Raw genomic sequence first — 20411 nt, 5'->3', positions numbered from 1 at the left:
GCACAGACCCAATCAAAAACTCAAACAACAAACCAGAAACAAACATAAGAGCGTCACTGAAGACAATGATTGCTGAAGACTGACCGCTAATAGCGAATGACTGATAACCAAGTTTACCTATCTTAGCGCCAAAAAAATTACATCCGTGTACATTCATCAGCAATTTTGCATCTCCCCTCAATATACGGTTGACCCGGTAAACCTGGAGGAGGTGATCGCTTCTGTGGATGGAAAGCTGATCGCGCTGGAACCCATGCTGGAAGGAGTGCCCCCGGCCATGTTGCGGAGAATGAGCAAAGCTGTGCGCATGGGCGTCGGGGCCGGACTGCCCCTGCTAAAAGATACCGTACCGGACGGCATCATTATTGGAACGGCAAACGGAGGCATGGAAGACTGTATCAAGTTCCTGAATCAGATCATCGACTATGAGGAAGGCATGCTGACACCGGGCAATTTTGTTCAAAGTACTCCCAATGCTATCGCCGGACAACTGAGCCTCATCACTAAAAACCGGAATTACAATGCCACCCATGTACACCTCGGGCTGGCTTTTGAAAATGCCCTTACGGACGCAAAAATGTTCCTGAACGACCATCCTGAGCGGGTGTACCTCGTGGGGGCCGTGGACGAAATATCAACCTACAATTATAATATCGACCGGCTTGCAGGATGGTATGATCCCACGCTGACCAACGCGCGTTTATTTGACACCGACCACCCGGCCACCATTGCCGGCGAGGGCGCCGCTCTTTTTTTATTTAGCGGAAAGACTGAAGGCGCCCTTGCAAAAATAGCAGCGATCGAAACATTGCATACTACCGACCTGCAGCAGCTAAAAGAACGGTTCCAGGCCCTACTTACGGAATACCCTGCTACTCCCAACACACTTTTCCTGTCGGGAGAAAACGGAGATAACCGGTACCGGTTCTTTTATGAAGGCCTGGAGGCTCTGCTGCCATCAACGCCTGTGCTCCGGTTTAAGCACGCAACCGGTGAATACCCGACCGCTACATCCTTTGCTACCTGGCTGGCAACCTATATCCTGCAAAACCAGGAAATACCTGCTTCCTTTCTAAAGAAGGGAACCATACAAACTGCGATCGACCAGGTGATCATTTACAACCACTACCACGGGAAACAACACAGTTTTCTTGTTGTTTCAAAAAGATAACTTCTTCTATTTTTAACTCTTAAATAAAACTCTATGAGATTCTCCTTTTTATTAGCGCTGTTAACCATTACGACCACCGCTTATTCCCAAAAGATCAAAACAACGGAAGGCGACCCTTCGGTACTGAAAGATCAGACCAGTGTGAACATCGAATTCAATTATGAAGGCTTAAGCGTCGGGAAATTTAAAAAAGAAGCCGATTATATTGCAAAGAAAACAGAGGAGTACAATAAGAAAGAAGCCGGCAAAGGCGATAAATGGGCCGAGGCCTGGCAACAGGATAGATCCCGTGCCTATGAGCCCCAGTTCCTGGAGCAGTTCCTTGAAAAATCAAAACTCAAAAACGAAAAGACGGCGAAATATACACTGATCTTCCATACCAGGTTTATTGAACCGGGGCTCAACGTCGGCGCCTGGAGGAAGAACGCGTATATAGATGCAACGGTAACCATTGTGGAAACCACCAACCGCGGCCATGTTGTTGCCGTGCTTACGGTCGACAAAGCTCCCGGCCGGGATGTAATGGGCGTTGATTTTGATACGAGCTGGAGGATCTCGGAAGCCTATGCCAAAGCGGGAAAATCGCTGTCAAAATATATCTGGTAAATACATAAATGCCCTACATTGAGTCTTCTCTTCCCGATAGTTATTGTGTCTGCGCCAGGTTAAATGCTACGACCTGCTAGCCCTGAATCTACATCCGGAGGCTGCAGCACACCCGTAACACAGCGATCTACCCGCAGACTTCCGGCAAAGATCACCGCCGCGCTGCGGCTAAGACAATGGCACCTCGCTCCCGGTTACAAAGGTGAACGGCTAGCCGCTCCTGAACAATTCAAGACTTCGGGTTTCAAATATTTGGGATTGCTTCGCTTCAGAATACGAAATGACGGATGCAGGCTTTTGATACCGACTCATCCCATCACAGCATGCGCAGCAGCTTCACCTGTATTGATCGCTCCTTCCATAAATCCCTGCCAGTCAGCCAGGTGCTCTCCTGCAAAATACGTATGCAGGAATTTCTTCTTTAGTTCCGGCATTACCCGAAACCATTGGTCGATGCCATAAAGCGCATAGGCCCCATATGAATAGGGATCATTTCCCCAGTAATAATTTGCCTGTCCTTTCAGCAAGGACCTGATACCGCTGAAATGTGGCTCCAGGCAACGAAAAACATCATTTGCCAGGAACTCGTCCGTCTGATTGGCATTGGATGCCGCCTTATCACCAACGCTATAGGCTATGAGCACTCCCTCCTTAGAGCGCTGGTTTTTGGTAGCATGATAGAAATAATGCGGCGATTGGTCCGACACCAGATCAAACGCCTCTTCCTTCCAGAAGCGTTCGGAAAAATGCAGGGCGTGTTTATTGATCCGGGCATATTGCAGTTCATTCAGTGCGGCAGAAAGCGGGGACGGCAGGCCGGGACTCCAGTTGATCCGCTGAATCGAAAATGTAGGAATGGCACAGATCAGCTTATCTGCAGTAAACTTTTTTCCATTGGTGCAGGTCACTTCCACCCGGTTCTTTTGAGAAATATGCGCAACATGATGACCACAGTGAATATGCTCCATTCCGATCTCCCCGCGCAGCTTATGTGCCAGCAAGGCATTCCCCCCCTTTATTTTAAGATCCATCTCATTTTTTTCACTGCTTTCCGCATACTCCGCCAGCGCCGCAAAGGCTGAAACATGACGGATGCTTTCTCCAAAGTCGGTACTGTCCAGCAGTTCCCGGATATCAAGGTCACGGCCGCTACAACCGTTGTTCACGAGGAAACGCCACCAGTCGTACCGGTCCAGCGTCCGCTTATCTGCTTCTTTCAAATTCGGGTAGGCTTCCAGAATGCTTTTAAACTTTGCACGCCATTCGCTGCTATAATCCCAGCTGCCGGCAGGATGGTATTGCCCTTTGTACACAAGATGGGTATTCATTTGGTTGTTCTCCAGCGGCAGACCAAACTCCTCACAAAGCTCCCGGATTCGTGTATGTGAGTTCCCCACCCATTCGCCTCCCAGCTCAATGACGAGGTCATCGCCCACAGTGTGAGAAAAAACGCGGCCACCGATGCGGTTCCTGCTTTCAATAACCGTAACCGTAATTCCTTTTCTTTTTAACCGTAATGCCGCTGCAAGACCGGCAAAACCGGCGCCTATGATGATGACCTGCGGTTTTTTTACGGAATAGCCGCTCAACGGCAACGACCCGGCAAGCAGCAGCCCACCGGCCGACAAAGTGCCTTCACGAATAAAACGGCGACGGTTCATATCCATAAATTTAGAGCTGAAGATAAGGCTCTGAAAAACGGCAGCGCATACCTGAATCTGGTGAGTATTTATTTCCGGATGCGGTCCATGATCTCCACAAGCGGCATTTCTTCCAGCACCGTCCTCCCGGGGCTTTGCCCCTTGCTTTCCCATTTTACCAGCCGGATAAAGCCATCCCTGATCTCAATACCGGTAATGTCGCCATCGGAAAAACAGCAGCAACCCGTATTAAAATAAGTGGGCAGCATTTCTTTGTAATCAAAGACCAGGTTATTGAACCGGTCCTGGTAGAGATGGGTTTCTTCCTGTATCTTTTTTATTGTTCCTGCGTCCTGAAGGCCTTTTGCAATATCCATCTGGCGATACAGGCGCTCAATATGTGTCAGCGATTCAAAAACGGGCTGGTGCGTATGCCCCGTTATCAAAAGGATCCGCTCCTGTTCCGCAGACCATTCATACATGATCTCGTTGTGCACCGTTTTCTTATAGGCATTGGTAGAGGGCTCGTTGGTATTGATCTGCAGGTACGATTGAAGCGGCCCCCAGATCCTGGATATAAAAAATTTTGTAAACCAGTTCCCGTCACTGTTAGCATCTCCCTGGTGGCCATGTGTACAAAAAATACGCAGGAGTTCCCCGTTGATCCGGGTACGCAGGACAACCCCCTCCCAGGCCTTTATCTTCTGTCCGTACACGGCTTCCAGCTCCATCCCTGCCAACGGATCGTTGTCCCAATACAGATCATGATTGCCGATCACCTTTATAAAGGCTTCCCGCTGCACAAAAGCCCGCTCTGCCGCAAAGGATGTTTCGTTATACTTTTTAACCTTTGAAAGCGTATTCTCCCAAAGCTCTTCGCAATCTCCCAGGTTTATAAAATAAAACTGCTGCTCGTTATAATACTTCAGCGCTTCCAGATAGGCCGGCGCCGCTATTGCAAAATCATCGGCCCCGTTACGGGCTCCTTTGTGCTGATCGGAAAAGATGATGAGCCTGCCCGATTGTCCGTCAAAATCGACTATGGGTCCAAGCTTCCCGGGGTTGTTTAAAATATGATTGAATAGCTTTGTAAGCGCATCGTAGATCCTGACCTTATCAGGGTTCGAATCAAACTTTCTGGCCGCCCATAAAACGGGCCTTAATAAAAGGAACCGGAGAAACCGACGCATGGTTTCAAAATTACGTTTTTGGTATGTCCGATTGGTAACATTTTCCCAGAGGGATCATTACATTCCGGGATATATAGGGCCATAACGAAGTTTCTTCGAACGGCGGCGCGGCGTACCCTTTCCGGGATAGATTATATCGTGAGCGGTTTCATAGCCTTCATTTGCGGTATCCAGCAATCGTTTCATCGCATTTCTTCTACGCGCTTCACATACCGCACCCGTAACTGCAGATGCAGCGATTCCCAAAATCACAAATCCTATTAAACGATACGTATTCTTCATCACTCTACTATTTATTCATTCATACCTGTAAGATATGAAATAAATGGTAAAAGTTGCGCCCTTTTTCTCATTTTAAAACGAATGAGTGTTAGCAACTATTCTCCATTTATCATCGTGCAAAACTATCCATGAATCATGCAAACAGGCATTAATCAATTGCTAATTCATAATAAATTAACATCGGCGGGAATCAATTGTTGGAGGTTTTGCTAAAATTATTCTTTCTTTTATGAGCAAAAAGCCACCCGAGCAATCCGGGCTCTGCAAAAGCTGCATCCCAGCTGTTATGGCCGGCCCCGGGATAAACAGTGAATTGTACCGGCACTCCATTCGCTTTCATGGCGCGTACCATTTTCCGGGAATACTCCGGCGATACCACTTCATCCTTACCACCATGAAACACCCACCACGCCGTGTTTTTCAGGTTACCGGCAATACCGGGATCCGCGCCGCCGCAGATGGGAATGGCCGCAGCAAAAGTATGGGGCATGCGGTTGACAATTTCAAAAGTACCCATTCCGCCCATGCTCAGTCCCATTACATAGACCTGATCTTTTTTTATTTTATACTGCCGGTCCAGGTTACGCATAAGCGCCATCACCAGCTGCATGCTGGGAGACGGCTCTCCACCCGCTATAAAGTAAAAACTCCGTTTACCACTGGAGTCTGCAACGGTCTGAACATTACTCCAGTAATATTTTGCTGCATTTTGCGGAAAGACAACAATTGCGGGAAATTGTTTCCGGTTCTCTTCTTTAAGGAAGATCGCAGCCCCGTGCAATAATTGTGCTTCGTTGTCGCTGCCGCTTTCGCCACGGCCATGAAGGAACAATACGAGAGGGTATTTTTTCTGCGGATCATAATGTTCCGGCAGCAGCAGCCGGTAAGGCAGTGTATCTCCGTTCTGTATGAACCTGAATTTCTGAAACAATGCATGATCCTGGGCATCTGCTGTTGTCCATAATAAAGTTGCTGCCAGTACAAACAGTATTTTTTTCATTTGTGCGTTTAAGATTGTTAACCCTTTTCCGGTCATAGCGACTCATGAGCAGCCACCCGGTTTAAAACGGAGTATTGGGTGTGTCATTTTTGAAACACCCGCACATAATCCACTTCCATTACGGCCCTGTCCAGTTTTTCATCCACCCCCATTTTGCCGCCCCAATTGCCACCCATAGCCATATTCAGCAGTAAATGAAATTTCTGATCAAAGGGCCATTCTTCAAATCCCTTTCCGGTATTCTTAAATGAAAAGAATAACCGGTCGTCTACAAAAAAATCGATCTGGTCCTTATTCCATTCAACAGCATACAGATGAAAAGCTGTTCCTGCATCCTTTAAAAAGAAACCCTTTGTTTTTTGCGTCCCGATTACATGGTTAAATGATTTGGTATGCACACTGCTGAACACCGTATCGGGATTATAGCCCACATTCTCCATAATATCCATTTCACCGCTTGCGGGCCAGCCGCCATATTTCCAATCGGTGGGCAACATCCATATTGCCGGCCATACGCCCCTGCCTGCCGGTAATTTAGCGCTTACCTCCACCCTGCCGTATAACCAGTCGCCCTTTCCTTTTGTAATCAGCCGGGCGGAAGTGTAGGTGTTTTGCTCCCGTTTTTCCTTATGTGCAATGATCCGGAGCGTTCCGTCTTTAACCAGTGCATTATTGCTATCGGCCTTTGTATAATACTGCAGCTCACGATTCCCCCAGCCGCTACCCCCCACGTCGTATCCCCATTTGTGGTCATCCGGCAACCCGTTGTTGTTAAATTCGTCGCTCCATACCAGCTTCCATCCTTTTGCAGCCGATGTTTTTTTGATGCGCTCTGTCAGCAGTTCCGGTTCATTGGTCGTAATGAACTCAAAGCCGTTTGCCAGCAGCCAGTCCATTTCTGCTGCCGTATTCACAGTCCAGGCATTCAGTGCAATATGTTGCTGCTTCGCCTGAGCGATCCATTCCGGGTGCTTTTGAAAAACGGAGTAATGATAATCCACGCCGTCCAGTCCTCCTGCTTTGACCACTTCCGGCGATTTATCGCCATTCAGGTACTGTACATGCGTTTTGGGGTCCAGCTCCTTCACTTTTTTGCAAATATCATAATCGAAACTGATGTACACTGTCATCCGAGCCGCGCCCAGCTCATGTACGAGGGCCACCGCCCGTTGTGCGATCAGCTGCCCCCTTTCCTTACTGATCACCGAAGGTTTTATTTCCAGTACCAGCCGGGTTGACCGGTTGTTCTTCATTCCTTCCAGGAGATAGGTTCTCAGCGTGGGTAATTGCTCACCGTTCGACAAAGGTGTTTTGATCAGCTCGGCATAAGGGGTCTTCTCAATCGGTAGTTTATTATAATGCGGATCATGGTTGATGACCAGTGAATCGTCTGCGGTCATTTGTACATCAAACTCAGACCCCGTACAGTTCAACGCGATCGCATGCTTCAGCGAGGCGATGGAATTTTCGGGAAGCCGGTTTTTCTTAAACGCTCCCCTGTGCGCTACGATGGGATTCGACGCAAAGGTTATCCCCTCTTTTGCACGTTGTGTCTTCGCCGGGGCGCTGCATCCGCCCAGCAGGAATGCCAGCAACGCAGCAGGAAATAAAAATTGTTTCATGTTTTGTAAAAGATATGGTATTTGATTTTACTTTAATGCCTGATACACCAGGGCTTTAAACTTATCGCCCAATTCACCATGTGAAAATGGCCACTGCTGCACAAACAGCAACGCTACCACTTCCTCTCGGGGATCGCCCCAGTAAGTGGTACCAAAGAAACCGCCCCAGGCAAAACTGCCGGCGGACTGGCCCAGCTTTAAGAAGCCTTTATCTGTGGTGATCTCAAAGCCCAAACCAAACTTATTGTTACCCAGGGAAAGGTCACCGATCTGGTTTTGGGTCATCATTTCAACAGAATGCCGGGACAGGAAGCGTTTTCCCTTAAAGACTCCCTTGTTTACGATCATCTGTAAAAAGGCCGCGTAATCTGCCGTGGTAGAAACGAGGCCGGCGCCCCCCGAGTAATACCCGTTGTTGTTTACCGGATAGTCAACCGTTATTCCGGGGAACGTGGTGTCAGACCAGGGGATGAGGGCTTTTGTTCCTTTATCCTCCGTATCGACGCTTACCAGGCGCGGTCTTTTTGCATCCGGCAAATGAAAATAGGTATCCTTCATATTCAGCGGTTCAAAAATGCGTCTGCGGAAAAATTCATCCAGGCTCATGCCCGAAACGATCTCCACCAGGCGGCCCAGCACATCGGTGTTCAGGCCGTAAGTGAACCGCTCTCCCGGCTGATGTACCAGGGGCAGCGTTCCCAGCTTGTTAATGGCATCGGCCAGCTTTTGGGGATGGGTCACAAACCCCGCGGGGATGCCGGCTTTTGCATAGATTGCTTTCATTGCCGGCGATCCGATCTGTGCATAATCCAATCCCGAAGTATGCGTCAGCAGATCCCGGATGGTGATGCCTCTTTTTGCAGGAACCGTAGTATAAGAAGAATCTGCCGCATTGAACCTGTCCAGCACTTTCGGGTCTGCAAAAGAAGGAATGAACCTGGAAATGGGATCATCCAGTAAAAATTTCCCCTCCTCAAAAAGCATCATGACTGCCACACTGGTAATGGCCTTTGTCTGAGATGCGATCCGGAAAATAGCATCGGTTCTTAAAGGCACCCGGGTTTGGGCATTGCTGTATCCAAAGGCTTTATTATAAACGATTACGCCTTTGTGTACAATCAGGGCTGTTGCGCCTTTGATCCATTTGCGGTGCACATAATCCTGAATAACATGGTCGATATACTGCAGCCGTTCGTTCGAAAAACCGTCAGGGGATCCCTTCGCGGGAACCGCTGTGATCAACTGTGCCTGGGCAGCCAACTGCAGGGCTATGCCCAGCACCAACAAGCGAATCCTTCTCTTTATCAGCATTTGGCTTCTAAGCTACAAAAATTATGACGATTTACAGTTTTCCTTGTATCTCATTTTTATTTTTAATCGAATGATTATTCGATTATATTTGCAGGATGAGGCCCCGCGATGACGCAAAAGAAGCCCGGATCCGGCAAAAAGCCATTGAGCTGATCGTGAAGCTGGGCTTTGACGGATTCAGCATGCAAAAACTGGCCCGGGCAGCCGGCCTGTCGCCTTCAACCCTCTACGTCTATTTTAAAAACCGGGAAGACCTGCTGCTGAAATTATATGCCGGTGTACAGGAAAAGTTCGAGCGGGACGCATTAACGGGATTTTCGGAGACCCTGCCTTTTGAAGAAGGGTTATGGCTTCAATGGAAAAACCGCTTTAAGAATATTTGTAAAAACCCCCTGGAATACCGCTTTTTCGAGCAGTTTCGAAATTCGCCGCTTGTCCGGCATCACGTTCCTGAGCCGGTGGCCTTCCGGACAGCGATGAACCTGTTTGTGAGAAATGCCGTTCGCAGTGGAAGCATCAGGCAGCTACCCCTGGAAATTTTCTGGTCACTGGCACATGGCCCCTTTTACATGCTGATCAAATTTCACCTGGATCAAAGCAGTATGGCAGGCCTTCCGTTTTCGCTGACAGAACAAAAGCTGAAACAGGCTTTCCTGCCGGTATTGGAGGCCCTGAAACCCTGATTTTTTTACCCAATAAACGAACAGTTATTCGATTATAAAATCTATTTAATTCATGACAATAAATCACCTTAATCTTGTTCTTTCCGATGTCGAAAATGGAGTTTCTTTTTTTGAGACCTATTTCGGTTTTTCCTGCGTGGACATCAAAGGCGACCACCAGATCGCAGTTTTAAAGAATGCAGCCGGGTGCACACTGGTATTGATGGCGCAGAAGGACGCCCCGGTCGTATATCCCAAAAGCTTTCACGTCGGCTGGATGCTTGATAGTGTAGCGGCTGTTGACCAATTGCATCTGCAATTAACTGCCGGCGGAGTGCCCGGGGTGCAATCGCCCCGAAAAATAAGAGACAGCTATGGTTTTTATTTTTACTTCGATGCCCTTTTTATTGAAATCGGATATTACCTGGATGCCGCATAGCAACTATAGTCTATTTCTTCTGCTGATCTGCTGTTACCAATGTAGTATCCGTTACAAGGGTAGGAACGTTATAGCCGCCTGAATCCAGTATCGTTTTGGGAAAGGCCCGTTTTAGCTGTACCCAGGCGTTCCTGTTTATATTGGTTTTGTAAAGATAAATGGCCCGCAGCGCCGGCATTGTTTTTAACTCCGCAACGCCTTTATCCGTAACCTTCGTTCCTACCAGGTTCAGTACCTGCAGTTGTTTCAGCGGCTTCAGGTGTTGCAGACCGGCATCGGTTATCGCGGTGTTGCTTAGGTAGAGTCTTGTAAGGCCTTCCAGCTTTGCAATCGCTGCCAGAGCGGCGTCGTCTATATCGCTGCCATCGAGCCTGAGCCACACCAATTGTTTTTTTAAGGGCTCCAGCAATTTTACCAGCTGCCGTGCCTGATTGCCGGCGGTAACAAAGTTTACCGACAGGTAATTTTTTTCATGCGCAACGGGAACCACCATAACACCGGCATCTTTCAGCTTGTTTACGGCGTCTTCGCTTGCGGCGCTTACTGCAGCATCCGGCACATCTGCGCTTTTTGCCACATTGCCGCCGCTGCCCGACTGCAGCGCAGCCAGTACGGGTTTGATCTTATCGGTTTGCGGTAATTCTTTTACTTTTTTTGTAAAGCTGTTGCCGGTACTTACCCACCAGTTCAGGACCGCCACTTCGTTGGGGGTGAGCTGGGGTTTTTCCTTGGGAGGCATATGATCATCGTCATTCAGTGGCAGCAATAACCGTTTGATCATTGCACTTTCATCTGGCTTGCCACTCTCGATCGCCTTTCCATCCTTCCCGCCCTTCAGGATATAATTTTCTTCATCCAGACGCAGCTTTCCTTTTTGTTTGCTGCTTCCATGGCAACTATAACATTTTCGCTGCAGGATCGGTTGCACCACCGCCGTGTACAGCACCGCCTCCTGGATGTTGGGGATCGGTTTCATGGTCTGGTCTGCACCGGCATCATCCATCCCTGCTGTTAAATAATCGGTACCATGTGTCAGCGAGCCGCCCAGGTGCCCGGTAACCATGATTAACGCAATCACCCCAGCCGCCATTGGATTGGCATATCTGGAAGCTAACGAAAGCCGGTGCAGCATATAAAACAGGAAAGCCGCCGCCGCTGTAATGATCCCCAACCATTGATGCCGCCTGGTAAGCACGGCATCGTAGTCGCCGCTTAACGACAGCAGATACCCGGTAATACAGGATGCAACAGCCGCCAGCATTCCCCAAAAAAGGAGTACCGGAACCGAAGGCCGCAGTAGCGGGAACCGTTTTACAAACAGCTGGAACAAACAGGCAACCAGCAATATGCCGATAGGCAGGTGTACCAATACAGGGTGAAATCTTCCTAAAACTTCCACAATAGCGAGAATGGTCATATGTTGTTATTGATACCTTTGTCTGAGTGTTTTCATCATATGCACGTTTATGGCCCATTGATCGGCCAGGGGCTGCTGGGTATAAGGCAATACCGGCATATATGTAGGCGGGCCAAACTCTGTGAGCACGGTCATTACTTCCCCCTGGTTCCGTTTCCGTTCTGCAACCACATCCCACCAGTCGAAATGTTGTTTTACCACCGCGGCCCATTCCGGTGCGCGCGGATCGTTTACCTGGGGGCCTTCCGGATGACCGATACGCGCGTGGATATGTGACGTCCGCTCCAGGGCCCGGGCAACAGTTTCCTCCTGATCGTCCAGCATGCTCTCGTGCACGTTGCACCAGTGCGAAATATCCAGGGTCAGTTTTAAGGAAGGGTTCTTTTCAATGAACTGCCGAGCCACATGCGCGGCAAATAACATGCGGGAGCGATGGGTTTCGTGACAGATGGTGACCCCTGTTTGTGCAGCAAGTGAACCGGTAAAATCGATAAAGGCTTTATTTTCCTCATAGCTGAAATGGTCTCTTCCGGAATGGCAATTGATGTACACCGGTGGCTGGGCGCTGTTTGTTGCCGCAGCCTTTGCCGCACCCTTAAAATACTCCAGGTGCTCTTTAAAACCGGGCTGGTAGCCGCCACAAAGAAACCCTACCCGGAGCTCATGTTTCTTTAATGCCTCAAACAATTCTTTTTGCTGTGCAGTTTCTGCCGGCCACCAGACTTCGACGCCGTCATACCCTTCTTTTTTTGCGGCCGCGCAAAAGGCATCCGTTGATCCTTTAAACCCCCAGTTTGTGGCCATCACGATCAGCCGGAAGCCGGGCTTTGCAGGCATGCTGAGTGCGGCGGGTTTGGTGATGGAAGCCGCTGCCGGCAAAAACATTCCTGCCATCGCCGCTGCAGACGATGTTTTTAAAAAACTTCTCCTGTTCTGATTCATATGCGTTACAATCGTTCTTATCCTTATGCAATAATTTCGCGGATCACTTTCCCACCCACATCGGTAAGACGGAACGGCCGTCCCTGGTAGGGGTAGGTGAACTGCTCGTGATCAAATCCCAGCTGGTTCAAGATGGTTGCCTGTATGTCGAAAGCATCCACTTTACCGCTTACGGCAGTGTAGCCTATTTCGTCCGTTTCTCCATGCGTATGCCCTTTTTTGATGCCCCCTCCCGCCATCCAGATCGTAAACGCTTCGGTGTGATGATCCCTTCCTTTAAAAGGGTTTTGTGCTCCGTTGCGGTTTTCCATCATCGGCGTGCGCCCAAATTCCCCCGCCCATACAACCAGGGTCTCATCCAGCAATCCGCGCTGTTTCAGATCCAGCAACAGTGCGGTTACCGGTTTATCCACGCTCCGGTATTTATTGATGATGCCGATATTGAGCGCATTGCTGGCGTTATCGCCATGCGCGTCCCACCCCCAATCAAACAGCTGTACAAAGCGGACCCCTTTTTCTACCAGCTTTCTGGCCAGCAGCACATTGTTGGCAAAGCAGGCCTTGCCGGGCTTTGTTCCGTACATTTCATGAATGTATGGAGGCTCATCGTTGATGTTCATCACATCCGGCGCCGTAATCTGCATCCGGTACGCCATTTCATATTGGGAGATGCGGGAAAGGATCTCGGGATCATTGTAATCTTTATACTCCTGCATGTTGGCCTTGTTAACCGCTTCGATGGAGGCCTTACGAAGATCGCGGCTCATACCATCGGGATCTTTTATGAACAGCACGGGATCGCCTTCGCTCCGGCACTGCACACCCTGGTACACGGAGGGCAGGAAACCGCTGCCCCACACGCTTTTGCCGGCGTCCGGAAAACTGCCTCCGCTTGTGAGCACCACAAAACCGGGCAGATTCTGGTTTTCTGTACCCAGGCCGTACGTAACCCAGCTACCGATGCTTGGTCGCCCCAGCCGGGGACTTCCGGTATGCACCAGCAGCTGTGCCGGTGCGTGATTGAACTGGTCGGTGGTTACTGCCTTGAGAAAAGAAACTTCATCTACCACCTCCGAAAAATGCGGAAGGTGCTCGCTCACCCAGGCCCCGGACTGGCCATGCCGGGCAAAAGTTGCCTGCGGGCCCAGCATTTTGGGCACACCTGTAATAAAAGCAAAATGTTTCCCCTCCAGGAAAGAAGGCGGACAGTCCTGTCCATCCATCTTTGCCAGCTCCGGCTTATAATCAAACAACTCAAACTGCGAAGGTGCGCCCGCCATGTGCAAAAAGATAACACTCTTCGCTTTTCCTATAAAAGGAGGTGCTTTGGGCAGCAACGGATGAGCCGGATCAAATACAACGGAATGGGCCGCTTTTGTTTTGCCTCCGCAGCCGCCCAGCAACGATCCCATGGCCAATGCGCCCAGTCCCATGGCACTTTCTTTTAAAAAGTGGCGCCGGGTATGGGTGCGCATTACCATTTGTTCGGCCTCCCTGACCAATCGCTGATCAATAAGATCTTTCTTTGTCATTTTAATCCGTTTTTGTGCAGTGCTTAGTTTTTCGTCACTACCTCATCGAGGTTCAGCATGGCATTGGCAACGGCCACCAGGGCCGCTGTCGCAGGCGTTGCCTTTTCGCCCTGACCGCCCGCCATAGCCCTTGTTTTCCCCGGGTTCGGTTTAAATTCTTTTAATGCCTGCTGATACAGCTCCTCAAACACTTTCAGTTTATCTTCCTTTATCGGTTTGTACAGCATCAGCTGGTATCCTTTTTTGATCTGTGCTGCCAGATCACCGGCGCCCTCCTGCATGCGAAAGGCAAAATGCCGCGCCATATCGATATAGGCAGAATCATTCAGCGTGGTGAGCGCCTGCAGCGGTGTATTCGTATTGATCCGTCTTGCCGTGCACAATACCCGCTGCACCCCGTCAAATGCGATCATTGAAGGATAAGGTGCCGTACGTTTCCAGTAGGTATAAACGGCCCGCCGGTATTGGTCTTCACCCGTGCTGTTATGCCACCTGGCTGCGTTGTACGGTGAAAGCCAGATTCCGTCCGGCTGCCAGGGCATTACGCCCTTCCCATACATTTTATTACTCATCAGGCCACTAATGCAAAGGTTTTGATCTCTCAGCTGTTCAGCGCTCAGCCGCACCCGCGGGCCTCTTGCATAAAATTTATTGGCCGGATCTTTTTCTTTTACCGGTTCCGTTAGCCTGGAATCCTGCCGGTAGGTAGCACTCATTACCATCTCTTTCAACACTTTTTTAATGCTCCACTGATAATCATGCATGAATTTCCAGGACAGGTGGTCCAGCAGCTCCCGGTGTGTGGGAAGCATTCCCTGTGTGCCCATATCTTCCAGCGTTTCCACGATCCCCGTTCCGAACAACTGCTCCCAAAGCCGATTCACCATCGTTCTGGAAACCAGCGGGTTCCGTTTGTCAGTAAGCCAGCGTGCAAGCCCCATGCGGTTCTTTGGTGCATTGGCCGGCATGGCAAATTGCAACGACTGCGGAACGGCCGGTTCTACTTCCTTGCCCAGGGTAAGGCGATTGCCGCGTTCAAACACATGGGTCTCGCGTCGCAACCAGTCCGGATTTTCCATCATAACCGGCGTGGTGGTAACCGGCGCATTCAGCAGGTCCCAGTAGGTATGTTTCCGGGCGGCATACTCGGGACTGCCTTTTGCCGGCAGCTCGGGAATGAAGCCAAACCATTCAAATACGCCCAGAATATCTTCCGATGTTGCGGGCAAGGAAGGATTTTCATAGATTACATACACATCGTGCGTACCCGTATGCGGCTGCATTTCCGCCGATACCTTCCGCCATCCATCTTTTTGCTCAATCAACACCGATGCCAGCATAGGCCCGTCGGGAGCATCGCTCCTGAAGGTAAGCCGCCCTCCTGCCTTATTGGAATAAAAGTTCCAGATCACCTGCGCGGCATCATCCAGCTTCACATGTTTCAGCCGTACATGAGAATGGTTGCGCATTCCCAAAGCCACGTTCTTGTTGATGATGATCGCATTTTTCAGGCTGTCGGCGGTAGTAGCATACACCACCGGCTGCCAGGTTCTGAGAAACTGGTAGAGCTGCCGTGCCTGCTCCGCGCTGCCGTTGGTGCGGATCCATTCCATCAGCTGGGTCATCTGCAGTTTCATAGAGTCGTTGTATTCGCGGATGAGGGGATACTCCGCCGGGATATCATTGTCTCTTGTATTATTAAAATACGCCATGAATTTATAATATTCATCATGCCGGAACGGGTCATAAGGATGGCTATGGCACTGCACGCAGGAAAAGGTAGTGCCCAGCAGCGACTCCCAGGTCGTATTTACCCGGTCCATTACAGCGGCCACTCTGAATTCTTCGTTATCCGTTCCTCCTTCATCGTTGGTCATCGTATTCCGGCTGAATGCTGTGGCAATATATTGGGCGTCTGTGGCGTTGGGCAACAGGTCCCCGGCTATCTGCTCGGTTAAAAAAACATCGTACGGTTTATCGGCGTTGAATGCGTCGATCAGCCAGTCGCGGTACCGCCAGATGCTGCGCCCGCCATCGGATTCATAGCCTTTCGTATCGGCATACCGCGACAGATCCAGCCACATGGAGGTCCATTTTTCGCCAAAATGCGGGGAAGCAAGCAGTGAATCCACCAGCCGCTCATAGCCCTTATCATCGCTGTTTTTCAGGTATTGATCTGCAACCTTTGCAGACGGGTACATCCCGATCAGATCCAGGCTTACTCTTCGCAATAAGGTGTACGGGTCGGTCTGCGCAGCCGGCTGCATATCCAGCTCATCCAGCTTTTCATAGATAAAGTGGTCCACATCATTCCGGACCCAGGAATTATCTTCATCGGGCACCGGTGTTTGCTTTACCGGCAGGTAGGCCCAGTGATCGCCCCATTTAGCGCCCTGTTTGACCCATTTCCTCAAAATGCCGATCTCATCTTCGCTCAGTGGTTCGTGCTTGTAGGGCATCCGCTCTTCCGGGTCTTTCAGGGTCAGCCTCCTGATCATTTCGCTGTTGTCCGGATCACCAGGTATGATCGCCGGTTTACCAGATTCTGTTTTCGCCAGCGCATCTTCCCGGAACAGTACACTAAAGCCTCCTTTGGCCTTAACCCCTCCGTGACAGGTGATGCATTTTTTATTGAGGATGGGCTTTACTTCTGTGCTAAAATCCACTTTTTTTGAACCACTGGTAAAGCAGGCAACCATACCGCTCACCACCAGCAATGCAAAAACCAACACTATCTTTTTATTATGAAAAATATGAAGCATCGTATTCAGCAATCAACAATTCCTGTTATTGTAAATATAAACAGATATGAACCCGCATTCCACACAGCACTTTTCGCTCTCCCAAACTTACTAAAGTTTAGTGTTTCACTAATGAATTGTTTGTGCTTTTAAATAAATCACAACAGAAAAGGTACAATTTTAGCTAAAACTGATAATATTTTACCTTCCATGACTACACCGGAACCTGCGCCCGGTCTTTTTTTTCCGTACCGGCTGTTTGGAAATGCGCCGGTCTGCAATTTTTCTATCCCCTGTTTGCAGCCAACTTTACCGGGTAACAGACCGGTATCCCTTTCTATTTTACCCAGTTCACCTGTGCCTTTTTCACATCCCTGGAATTACCGCCGATCATGATCTCAAACGCACCGGGTTCCCAGCCATATTGCAGCTGGCTGTTATAAAACTTCAAATCTCCGGGGGTTATCTGAAAAGTAACGGTCTTTGAAGTTCCCGCTTTCAACCAGATCTTCTGAAACCCCTTCAGCTCCTTTACCGGGCGGCTTACGGAACCCACCAGGTCGCGGATATAAAGTTGTACGACCTCGGCACCGTCATATTTTCCACTATTGGTCAGTGTAACGGTTGCTTTCAGCGTTTGCGCCCCTTTCAGCGATTTGCTGCTCAGCGTTATATCGCTGTAGGTAAAGGCTGCATAACCAAGCCCATAGCCAAACGGATAGAGCGGCTCATTGGAAACATCGAGATAATTGGACCGGAACTTCTGAAACCATTTTCCTTCTTCCAGCGGGCGACCGGTATTCAGATGCGCATAATACAGGGGGATCTGTCCGACGTTCTGCGGAAAGGTCATCGTTAGTTTTCCGGAGGGATTGACATCTCCGAACAATACATCTGCAATAGCAGCACCTGCCTCCGAACCGCCAAACCATACATTCAAAATAGCAGGGATGTTCTTTTGTTCCCAGTTCAACGTCAGCGGTCTGCCGGTAAACAATACCAGCACTACCGGTTTGCCTGTTTTTAACAGCTCTCTTAAGAGACGCTGCTGTGCCCGGGGAATATCCAGACTGGTGCGGCTGCTGCTTTCCCCGCTGAACTCTGCGGACTCACCCATGGCAGCAATGATCACATCCGATCTTTTAGCGATTTCCAGCGCCTCTGCTTTCATGACCTCCGGGGTTCGCGTATCCCGTTCCCGGTTCAGTGTTTTTCCAAACATGGTGACCCGCTCTTCCAATGCAGCATCTTCTGTAAGATTGCATCCTTTGGCATAAGCGACCTCCGCTTTATTCCCCAGGGCTTCTTTCAACCCTTTCAGCACAGAAACGGAACGATTCTGCACAGTGGCCACACTCCAGGTTCCGGCCATATTATTGGCCGCATCGGCCAGCGGACCGATCAGTGCGATCTTACCTCCCTTTTTCAACGGCAGCATATTGCCTTTATTTTTCAATAATACAAAACTTTCTGCGGCGATCTCCCGCGCTATTTTTCGGTGCTCCGGCGTATAGATCTCTGTTTTAGCCCGCTGCCCGTTGCAGTACTTATACGGATCTGTAAACAGGCCCAGTTTGTATTTTGCCACGAGCACATTGCGGCAGGCCGCGTTGATCTCCGCCAGCGTGATCTTTTTTTCTTCCAGCGATTGCTTCAGCGTTTTTAAAAAGCCCTCGCCCACCATATCCATGTCCACTCCCGCTTTTAAAGCCAGGGCCGACACTGCCTGCAGGTCGCCCATCCCATGATCGGTCATTTCGTTAATGCCCGTATAATCCGTTACCACGAAGCCCCTGAACCCCCATTGCTTCCGCAACACATCTGTTAACAGCCACCGGTTGCCCGTAGCCGGGATGCCATCCACCACATTAAAAGAAGCCATCACACTGCCTACGCCTGCATCCACCGCTGCTTTATAAGGAGGAAAATATTCATTGTACATACGGAGATGGCTCATGTCCACCGTATTATAATCCCGTCCTGCTTCTGCTGCACCATACAGCGCATAGTGTTTTACGCAAGCCATAATGTTGGTGTTTTGAGAATAATCGCCCTGGTATCCCTTTATCATTGCTTTTGCGATCTGTGCACCCAGGTAGGGGTCTTCACCATTTCCTTCCGAAACCCTTCCCCAGCGTGGGTCACGGGCAATGTCCACCATCGGGCTAAAAGTCCAGGAGATGCCATCTGCGCTGGCTTCGATGGCCGCGATCCTTGCGGATCGTTCAATGGCGCTCATATTCCAGGTACAGGACAGGCCCAGGGGAATGGGAAACGTGGTTTCATACCCGTGGATCACATCCATCCCAAACAGCATGGGGATCTTCATGCGGCTTTCCTCGACGGCTACTTTCTGAATCGCTTTTATTTTTTCCACCCCTTTGATATTGAACAATCCCCCAACCCGGCCTTCCTTTACATTTTTACCGATATCCGAATTGGTAGCGGTACCGGTTGTAAACTCCCCTGCGCTGGGCAGGTTCAGCTGACCTATTTTTTCCTCCAGTGTCATCTTGCTCATCAAAGTGCTGATAAATGCATGCATCCGGCTACCGGATCCCGCACGCCCCGTCTGTGCATGGATGCCTGCAATCATGATCCCTGTAAGCAGGAACAGCATGCCTGCTCTTTTACAGATCCTGTGGATTTTGTTTTTCCTTATCATGGCCTCAGACTTTTTTTCATTAAAATATCCTGCTGCGCATCTGTTCCCAACATAAACATATGGGTACCGAACGGCTCAAACCCCTGTTTCTGGTAAAAACCAAGCGCGGCGTTATTCCGTTCCCAAACGCCCAGCCACAGGTATCGCTTTCCGTATGCTTTGCCTGCCTCTGCCGCCTTTTGCAGTAACGCCTTCCCAACTCCGCGCCCTTTTTGCTCTTTGGAAACATAGATCCGTTCCAGCTCCATACCTCCGGGCCCATCTTTGTCCGCATCTATATTCAGCTTCATGTAACCTGCGATCTTTTCATCTTCCCGGGCAATGTAATATTCAGATGCCGTTCCCAGCAGGTCGTTCTCAAAGCCGGTATCCGAGAACACCACTTCATGATAGTACCGCATATTTTCCGCTGTATTATACTGCTCATAGGTATCGGCAAATGTGTGCCGGGCAAATGCCTGAAGTGCTTTCAGGTCCTTTACTTCGGCTTTTACGATCGAATATTGCATAAGGGTCATACTGCATTATTTTTTCAGGTAGGGGCGCATGATCTTCTGCCAGATCTCGTAGCCGCCGGCGTTCATATGCAGACTGTCGCTCAAGAAGATGGAAGGCATTGGACGGCCGTTTTCACCCAGCATCGCCGGGAATACATCAATGTAGCGCGTATTTTTCTGCTTTGCGATATATGCTTTTATAGTGGCATTCGCTTCCTTCATCTTGGGCAGGTACTTTATACGAACCGGGCTTGGTTTTATTGAAATAAAAGCCACCGGCACTTTTTTATTGTACCCCCGTATGAGGCTGAGCAGGTGTTTAAAACGGCTTACCGCGCTGTCTGCAGGCGTTGCATTATTAGCCAGGTCGTTCTCGCCGCAATAGATCACGATCTGCCGTGGCCGATAAACCGGCACCAGGTCATTGAAATAATAGATCAGATCCTTCAGCGTTGATCCGCCAAAACCGCGATTGATGATCGTATAACCGGGAAAATATTCGCCAACATCTTTCCATTTGGTAAAGGAAGAGCTACCGATAAACAGTATGGCCTTCTTTGGAGGCGGTTGCTGCCGGTCCAGTTCTTTAAAGTGCTGGATGTCTTTGTAAAACCGTGGCGTCTGCGCCTGAACACCCATTACTGATAGTGATAACCATACAAAAAGCAAACAAATCCGTTTCATGTTTCTATTT

At 49.6% G+C, this 20411-nt stretch carries 17 protein-coding genes; 4 read left to right on the top strand and 13 right to left on the bottom strand.

Going from position 1 to position 20411, the window contains the following annotated elements; all coding sequences use genetic code 11:
* The first annotated feature begins 145 nt into the window (after window positions 1-145).
* Entirely contained in the window at window positions 146-1171 is a 1026-nt protein-coding gene (locus B160_RS0105590; RefSeq protein WP_018626900.1) for a beta-ketoacyl synthase chain length factor, read from the top strand.
* 33 nt (window positions 1172-1204) lie between these two features.
* Window positions 1205-1777, top strand: coding sequence for a hypothetical protein (locus B160_RS0105585; protein ID WP_018626899.1), 573 nt, complete (start codon window positions 1205-1207; stop codon window positions 1775-1777).
* Between the two features lie 308 nt (window positions 1778-2085).
* Here B160_RS0105585 and B160_RS0105580 read toward each other — a convergent pair whose 3' ends face one another.
* The 6 genes from B160_RS0105580 to B160_RS0105555 form a co-directional block, all read right to left on the bottom strand.
* Window positions 2086-3438: a flavin monoamine oxidase family protein gene (locus B160_RS0105580; RefSeq protein WP_018626898.1), complete on the bottom strand. Its 1353-nt coding sequence runs from the start codon at window positions 3436-3438 to the stop codon at window positions 2086-2088.
* Window positions 3439-3506: 68 nt separating this feature from the next.
* A complete protein-coding gene (locus B160_RS0105575) occupies window positions 3507-4607 on the bottom strand; it encodes a metallophosphoesterase (RefSeq protein WP_018626897.1) in 1101 nt (366 codons plus the stop codon).
* A 57-nt stretch (window positions 4608-4664) separates the two neighbouring features.
* A complete protein-coding gene (locus B160_RS31030) occupies window positions 4665-4889 on the bottom strand; it encodes a hypothetical protein (protein ID WP_018626896.1) in 225 nt (74 codons plus the stop codon).
* Between the two features lie 190 nt (window positions 4890-5079).
* Window positions 5080-5889 carry a carboxylesterase family protein gene (locus B160_RS0105565; protein WP_040679560.1) on the bottom strand — a complete coding sequence of 270 codons (810 nt, stop codon included), beginning with the start codon at window positions 5887-5889 and terminating at the stop codon, window positions 5080-5082.
* A gap of 83 nt (window positions 5890-5972) precedes the next feature.
* A complete protein-coding gene (locus B160_RS31025) occupies window positions 5973-7511 on the bottom strand; it encodes a glycerophosphodiester phosphodiesterase family protein (protein ID WP_018626894.1) in 1539 nt (512 codons plus the stop codon).
* A 27-nt stretch (window positions 7512-7538) separates the two neighbouring features.
* On the bottom strand, window positions 7539-8822 hold the full coding sequence (locus B160_RS0105555) for a serine hydrolase domain-containing protein (RefSeq protein ID WP_018626893.1): 1284 nt from the start codon (window positions 8820-8822) through the stop codon (window positions 7539-7541).
* A 95-nt stretch (window positions 8823-8917) separates the two neighbouring features.
* Here B160_RS0105555 and B160_RS0105550 point away from each other — a divergent pair, with 95 nt between their 5' ends.
* Both B160_RS0105550 and B160_RS0105545 read left to right on the top strand, forming a co-directional pair.
* Window positions 8918-9505, top strand: a complete 588-nt coding sequence (locus tag B160_RS0105550) for a TetR/AcrR family transcriptional regulator (protein WP_018626892.1) — start codon at window positions 8918-8920, stop codon at window positions 9503-9505.
* Between the two features lie 52 nt (window positions 9506-9557).
* Window positions 9558-9923, top strand: a complete 366-nt coding sequence (locus B160_RS0105545) for a VOC family protein (protein ID WP_018626891.1) — start codon at window positions 9558-9560, stop codon at window positions 9921-9923.
* Between the two features lie 10 nt (window positions 9924-9933).
* Here the strand turns inward: B160_RS0105545 and B160_RS0105540 are convergent, their stop codons facing one another.
* The 7 genes from B160_RS0105540 to B160_RS0105510 all read right to left on the bottom strand — a co-directional run bounded on the left by B160_RS0105540 (window position 9934) and on the right by B160_RS0105510 (window position 20401).
* A complete protein-coding gene (locus tag B160_RS0105540; protein ID WP_018626890.1) occupies window positions 9934-11340 on the bottom strand; it encodes a c-type cytochrome domain-containing protein in 1407 nt (468 codons plus the stop codon).
* A 6-nt stretch (window positions 11341-11346) separates the two neighbouring features.
* On the bottom strand, window positions 11347-12282 hold the full coding sequence (locus tag B160_RS0105535) for a sugar phosphate isomerase/epimerase family protein (protein WP_026309556.1): 936 nt from the start codon (window positions 12280-12282) through the stop codon (window positions 11347-11349).
* 23 nt (window positions 12283-12305) lie between these two features.
* Window positions 12306-13814, bottom strand: a complete 1509-nt coding sequence (locus B160_RS0105530) for a DUF1501 domain-containing protein (protein ID WP_018626888.1) — start codon at window positions 13812-13814, stop codon at window positions 12306-12308.
* A 23-nt stretch (window positions 13815-13837) separates the two neighbouring features.
* Window positions 13838-16546, bottom strand: coding sequence for a DUF1553 domain-containing protein (locus B160_RS0105525; RefSeq protein ID WP_245562152.1), 2709 nt, complete (start codon window positions 16544-16546; stop codon window positions 13838-13840).
* Between the two features lie 346 nt (window positions 16547-16892).
* On the bottom strand, window positions 16893-19220 hold the full coding sequence (gene bglX / locus B160_RS0105520; RefSeq protein WP_018626886.1) for a beta-glucosidase BglX: 2328 nt from the start codon (window positions 19218-19220) through the stop codon (window positions 16893-16895).
* Window positions 19217-19738 (bottom strand): GNAT family N-acetyltransferase, encoded by a 522-nt coding sequence (locus tag B160_RS0105515; RefSeq protein ID WP_018626885.1) that lies wholly within the window; start codon window positions 19736-19738, stop codon window positions 19217-19219. Before B160_RS0105515 ends, bglX begins: the two co-directional genes overlap by 4 nt.
* A gap of 6 nt (window positions 19739-19744) precedes the next feature.
* Window positions 19745-20401 (bottom strand): GDSL-type esterase/lipase family protein, encoded by a 657-nt coding sequence (locus B160_RS0105510; protein WP_018626884.1) that lies wholly within the window; start codon window positions 20399-20401, stop codon window positions 19745-19747.
* Window positions 20402-20411: the final 10 nt, after the last annotated feature.

Source organism: Niabella aurantiaca DSM 17617, assembly GCF_000374125.1.
GTDB lineage: Bacteria > Bacteroidota > Bacteroidia > Chitinophagales > Chitinophagaceae > Niabella > Niabella aurantiaca.
This window is presented reverse-complemented; position numbering and strand designations above follow the sequence as displayed.

Bases quoted from the DNA above. Each gene is read 5' to 3' on its own strand.
- B160_RS0105585 (WP_018626899.1), top strand. From the start codon at position 1,205: ATGAGATTCTCCTTTTTATTAGCGCTGTTAACCATTACGACCACCGCT.
- B160_RS0105580 (WP_018626898.1), bottom strand. From the start codon at position 3,438: ATGAACCGTCGCCGTTTTATTCGTGAAGGCACTTTGTCGGCCGGTGGG.
- B160_RS0105575 (WP_018626897.1), bottom strand. From the start codon at position 4,607: ATGCGTCGGTTTCTCCGGTTCCTTTTATTAAGGCCCGTTTTATGGGCG.
- B160_RS31030 (WP_018626896.1), bottom strand. From the start codon at position 4,889: ATGAAGAATACGTATCGTTTAATAGGATTTGTGATTTTGGGAATCGCT.
- B160_RS0105565 (WP_040679560.1), bottom strand. From the start codon at position 5,889: ATGAAAAAAATACTGTTTGTACTGGCAGCAACTTTATTATGGACAACA.
- B160_RS31025 (WP_018626894.1), bottom strand. From the start codon at position 7,511: ATGAAACAATTTTTATTTCCTGCTGCGTTGCTGGCATTCCTGCTGGGC.
- B160_RS0105555 (WP_018626893.1), bottom strand. From the start codon at position 8,822: ATGCTGATAAAGAGAAGGATTCGCTTGTTGGTGCTGGGCATAGCCCTG.
- B160_RS0105550 (WP_018626892.1), top strand. From the start codon at position 8,918: ATGAGGCCCCGCGATGACGCAAAAGAAGCCCGGATCCGGCAAAAAGCC.
- B160_RS0105545 (WP_018626891.1), top strand. From the start codon at position 9,558: ATGACAATAAATCACCTTAATCTTGTTCTTTCCGATGTCGAAAATGGA.
- B160_RS0105540 (WP_018626890.1), bottom strand. From the start codon at position 11,340: ATGACCATTCTCGCTATTGTGGAAGTTTTAGGAAGATTTCACCCTGTA.
- B160_RS0105535 (WP_026309556.1), bottom strand. From the start codon at position 12,282: ATGAATCAGAACAGGAGAAGTTTTTTAAAAACATCGTCTGCAGCGGCG.
- B160_RS0105530 (WP_018626888.1), bottom strand. From the start codon at position 13,814: ATGACAAAGAAAGATCTTATTGATCAGCGATTGGTCAGGGAGGCCGAA.
- bglX (WP_018626886.1), bottom strand. From the start codon at position 19,220: ATGATAAGGAAAAACAAAATCCACAGGATCTGTAAAAGAGCAGGCATG.
- B160_RS0105515 (WP_018626885.1), bottom strand. From the start codon at position 19,738: ATGACCCTTATGCAATATTCGATCGTAAAAGCCGAAGTAAAGGACCTG.
- B160_RS0105510 (WP_018626884.1), bottom strand. From the start codon at position 20,401: ATGAAACGGATTTGTTTGCTTTTTGTATGGTTATCACTATCAGTAATG.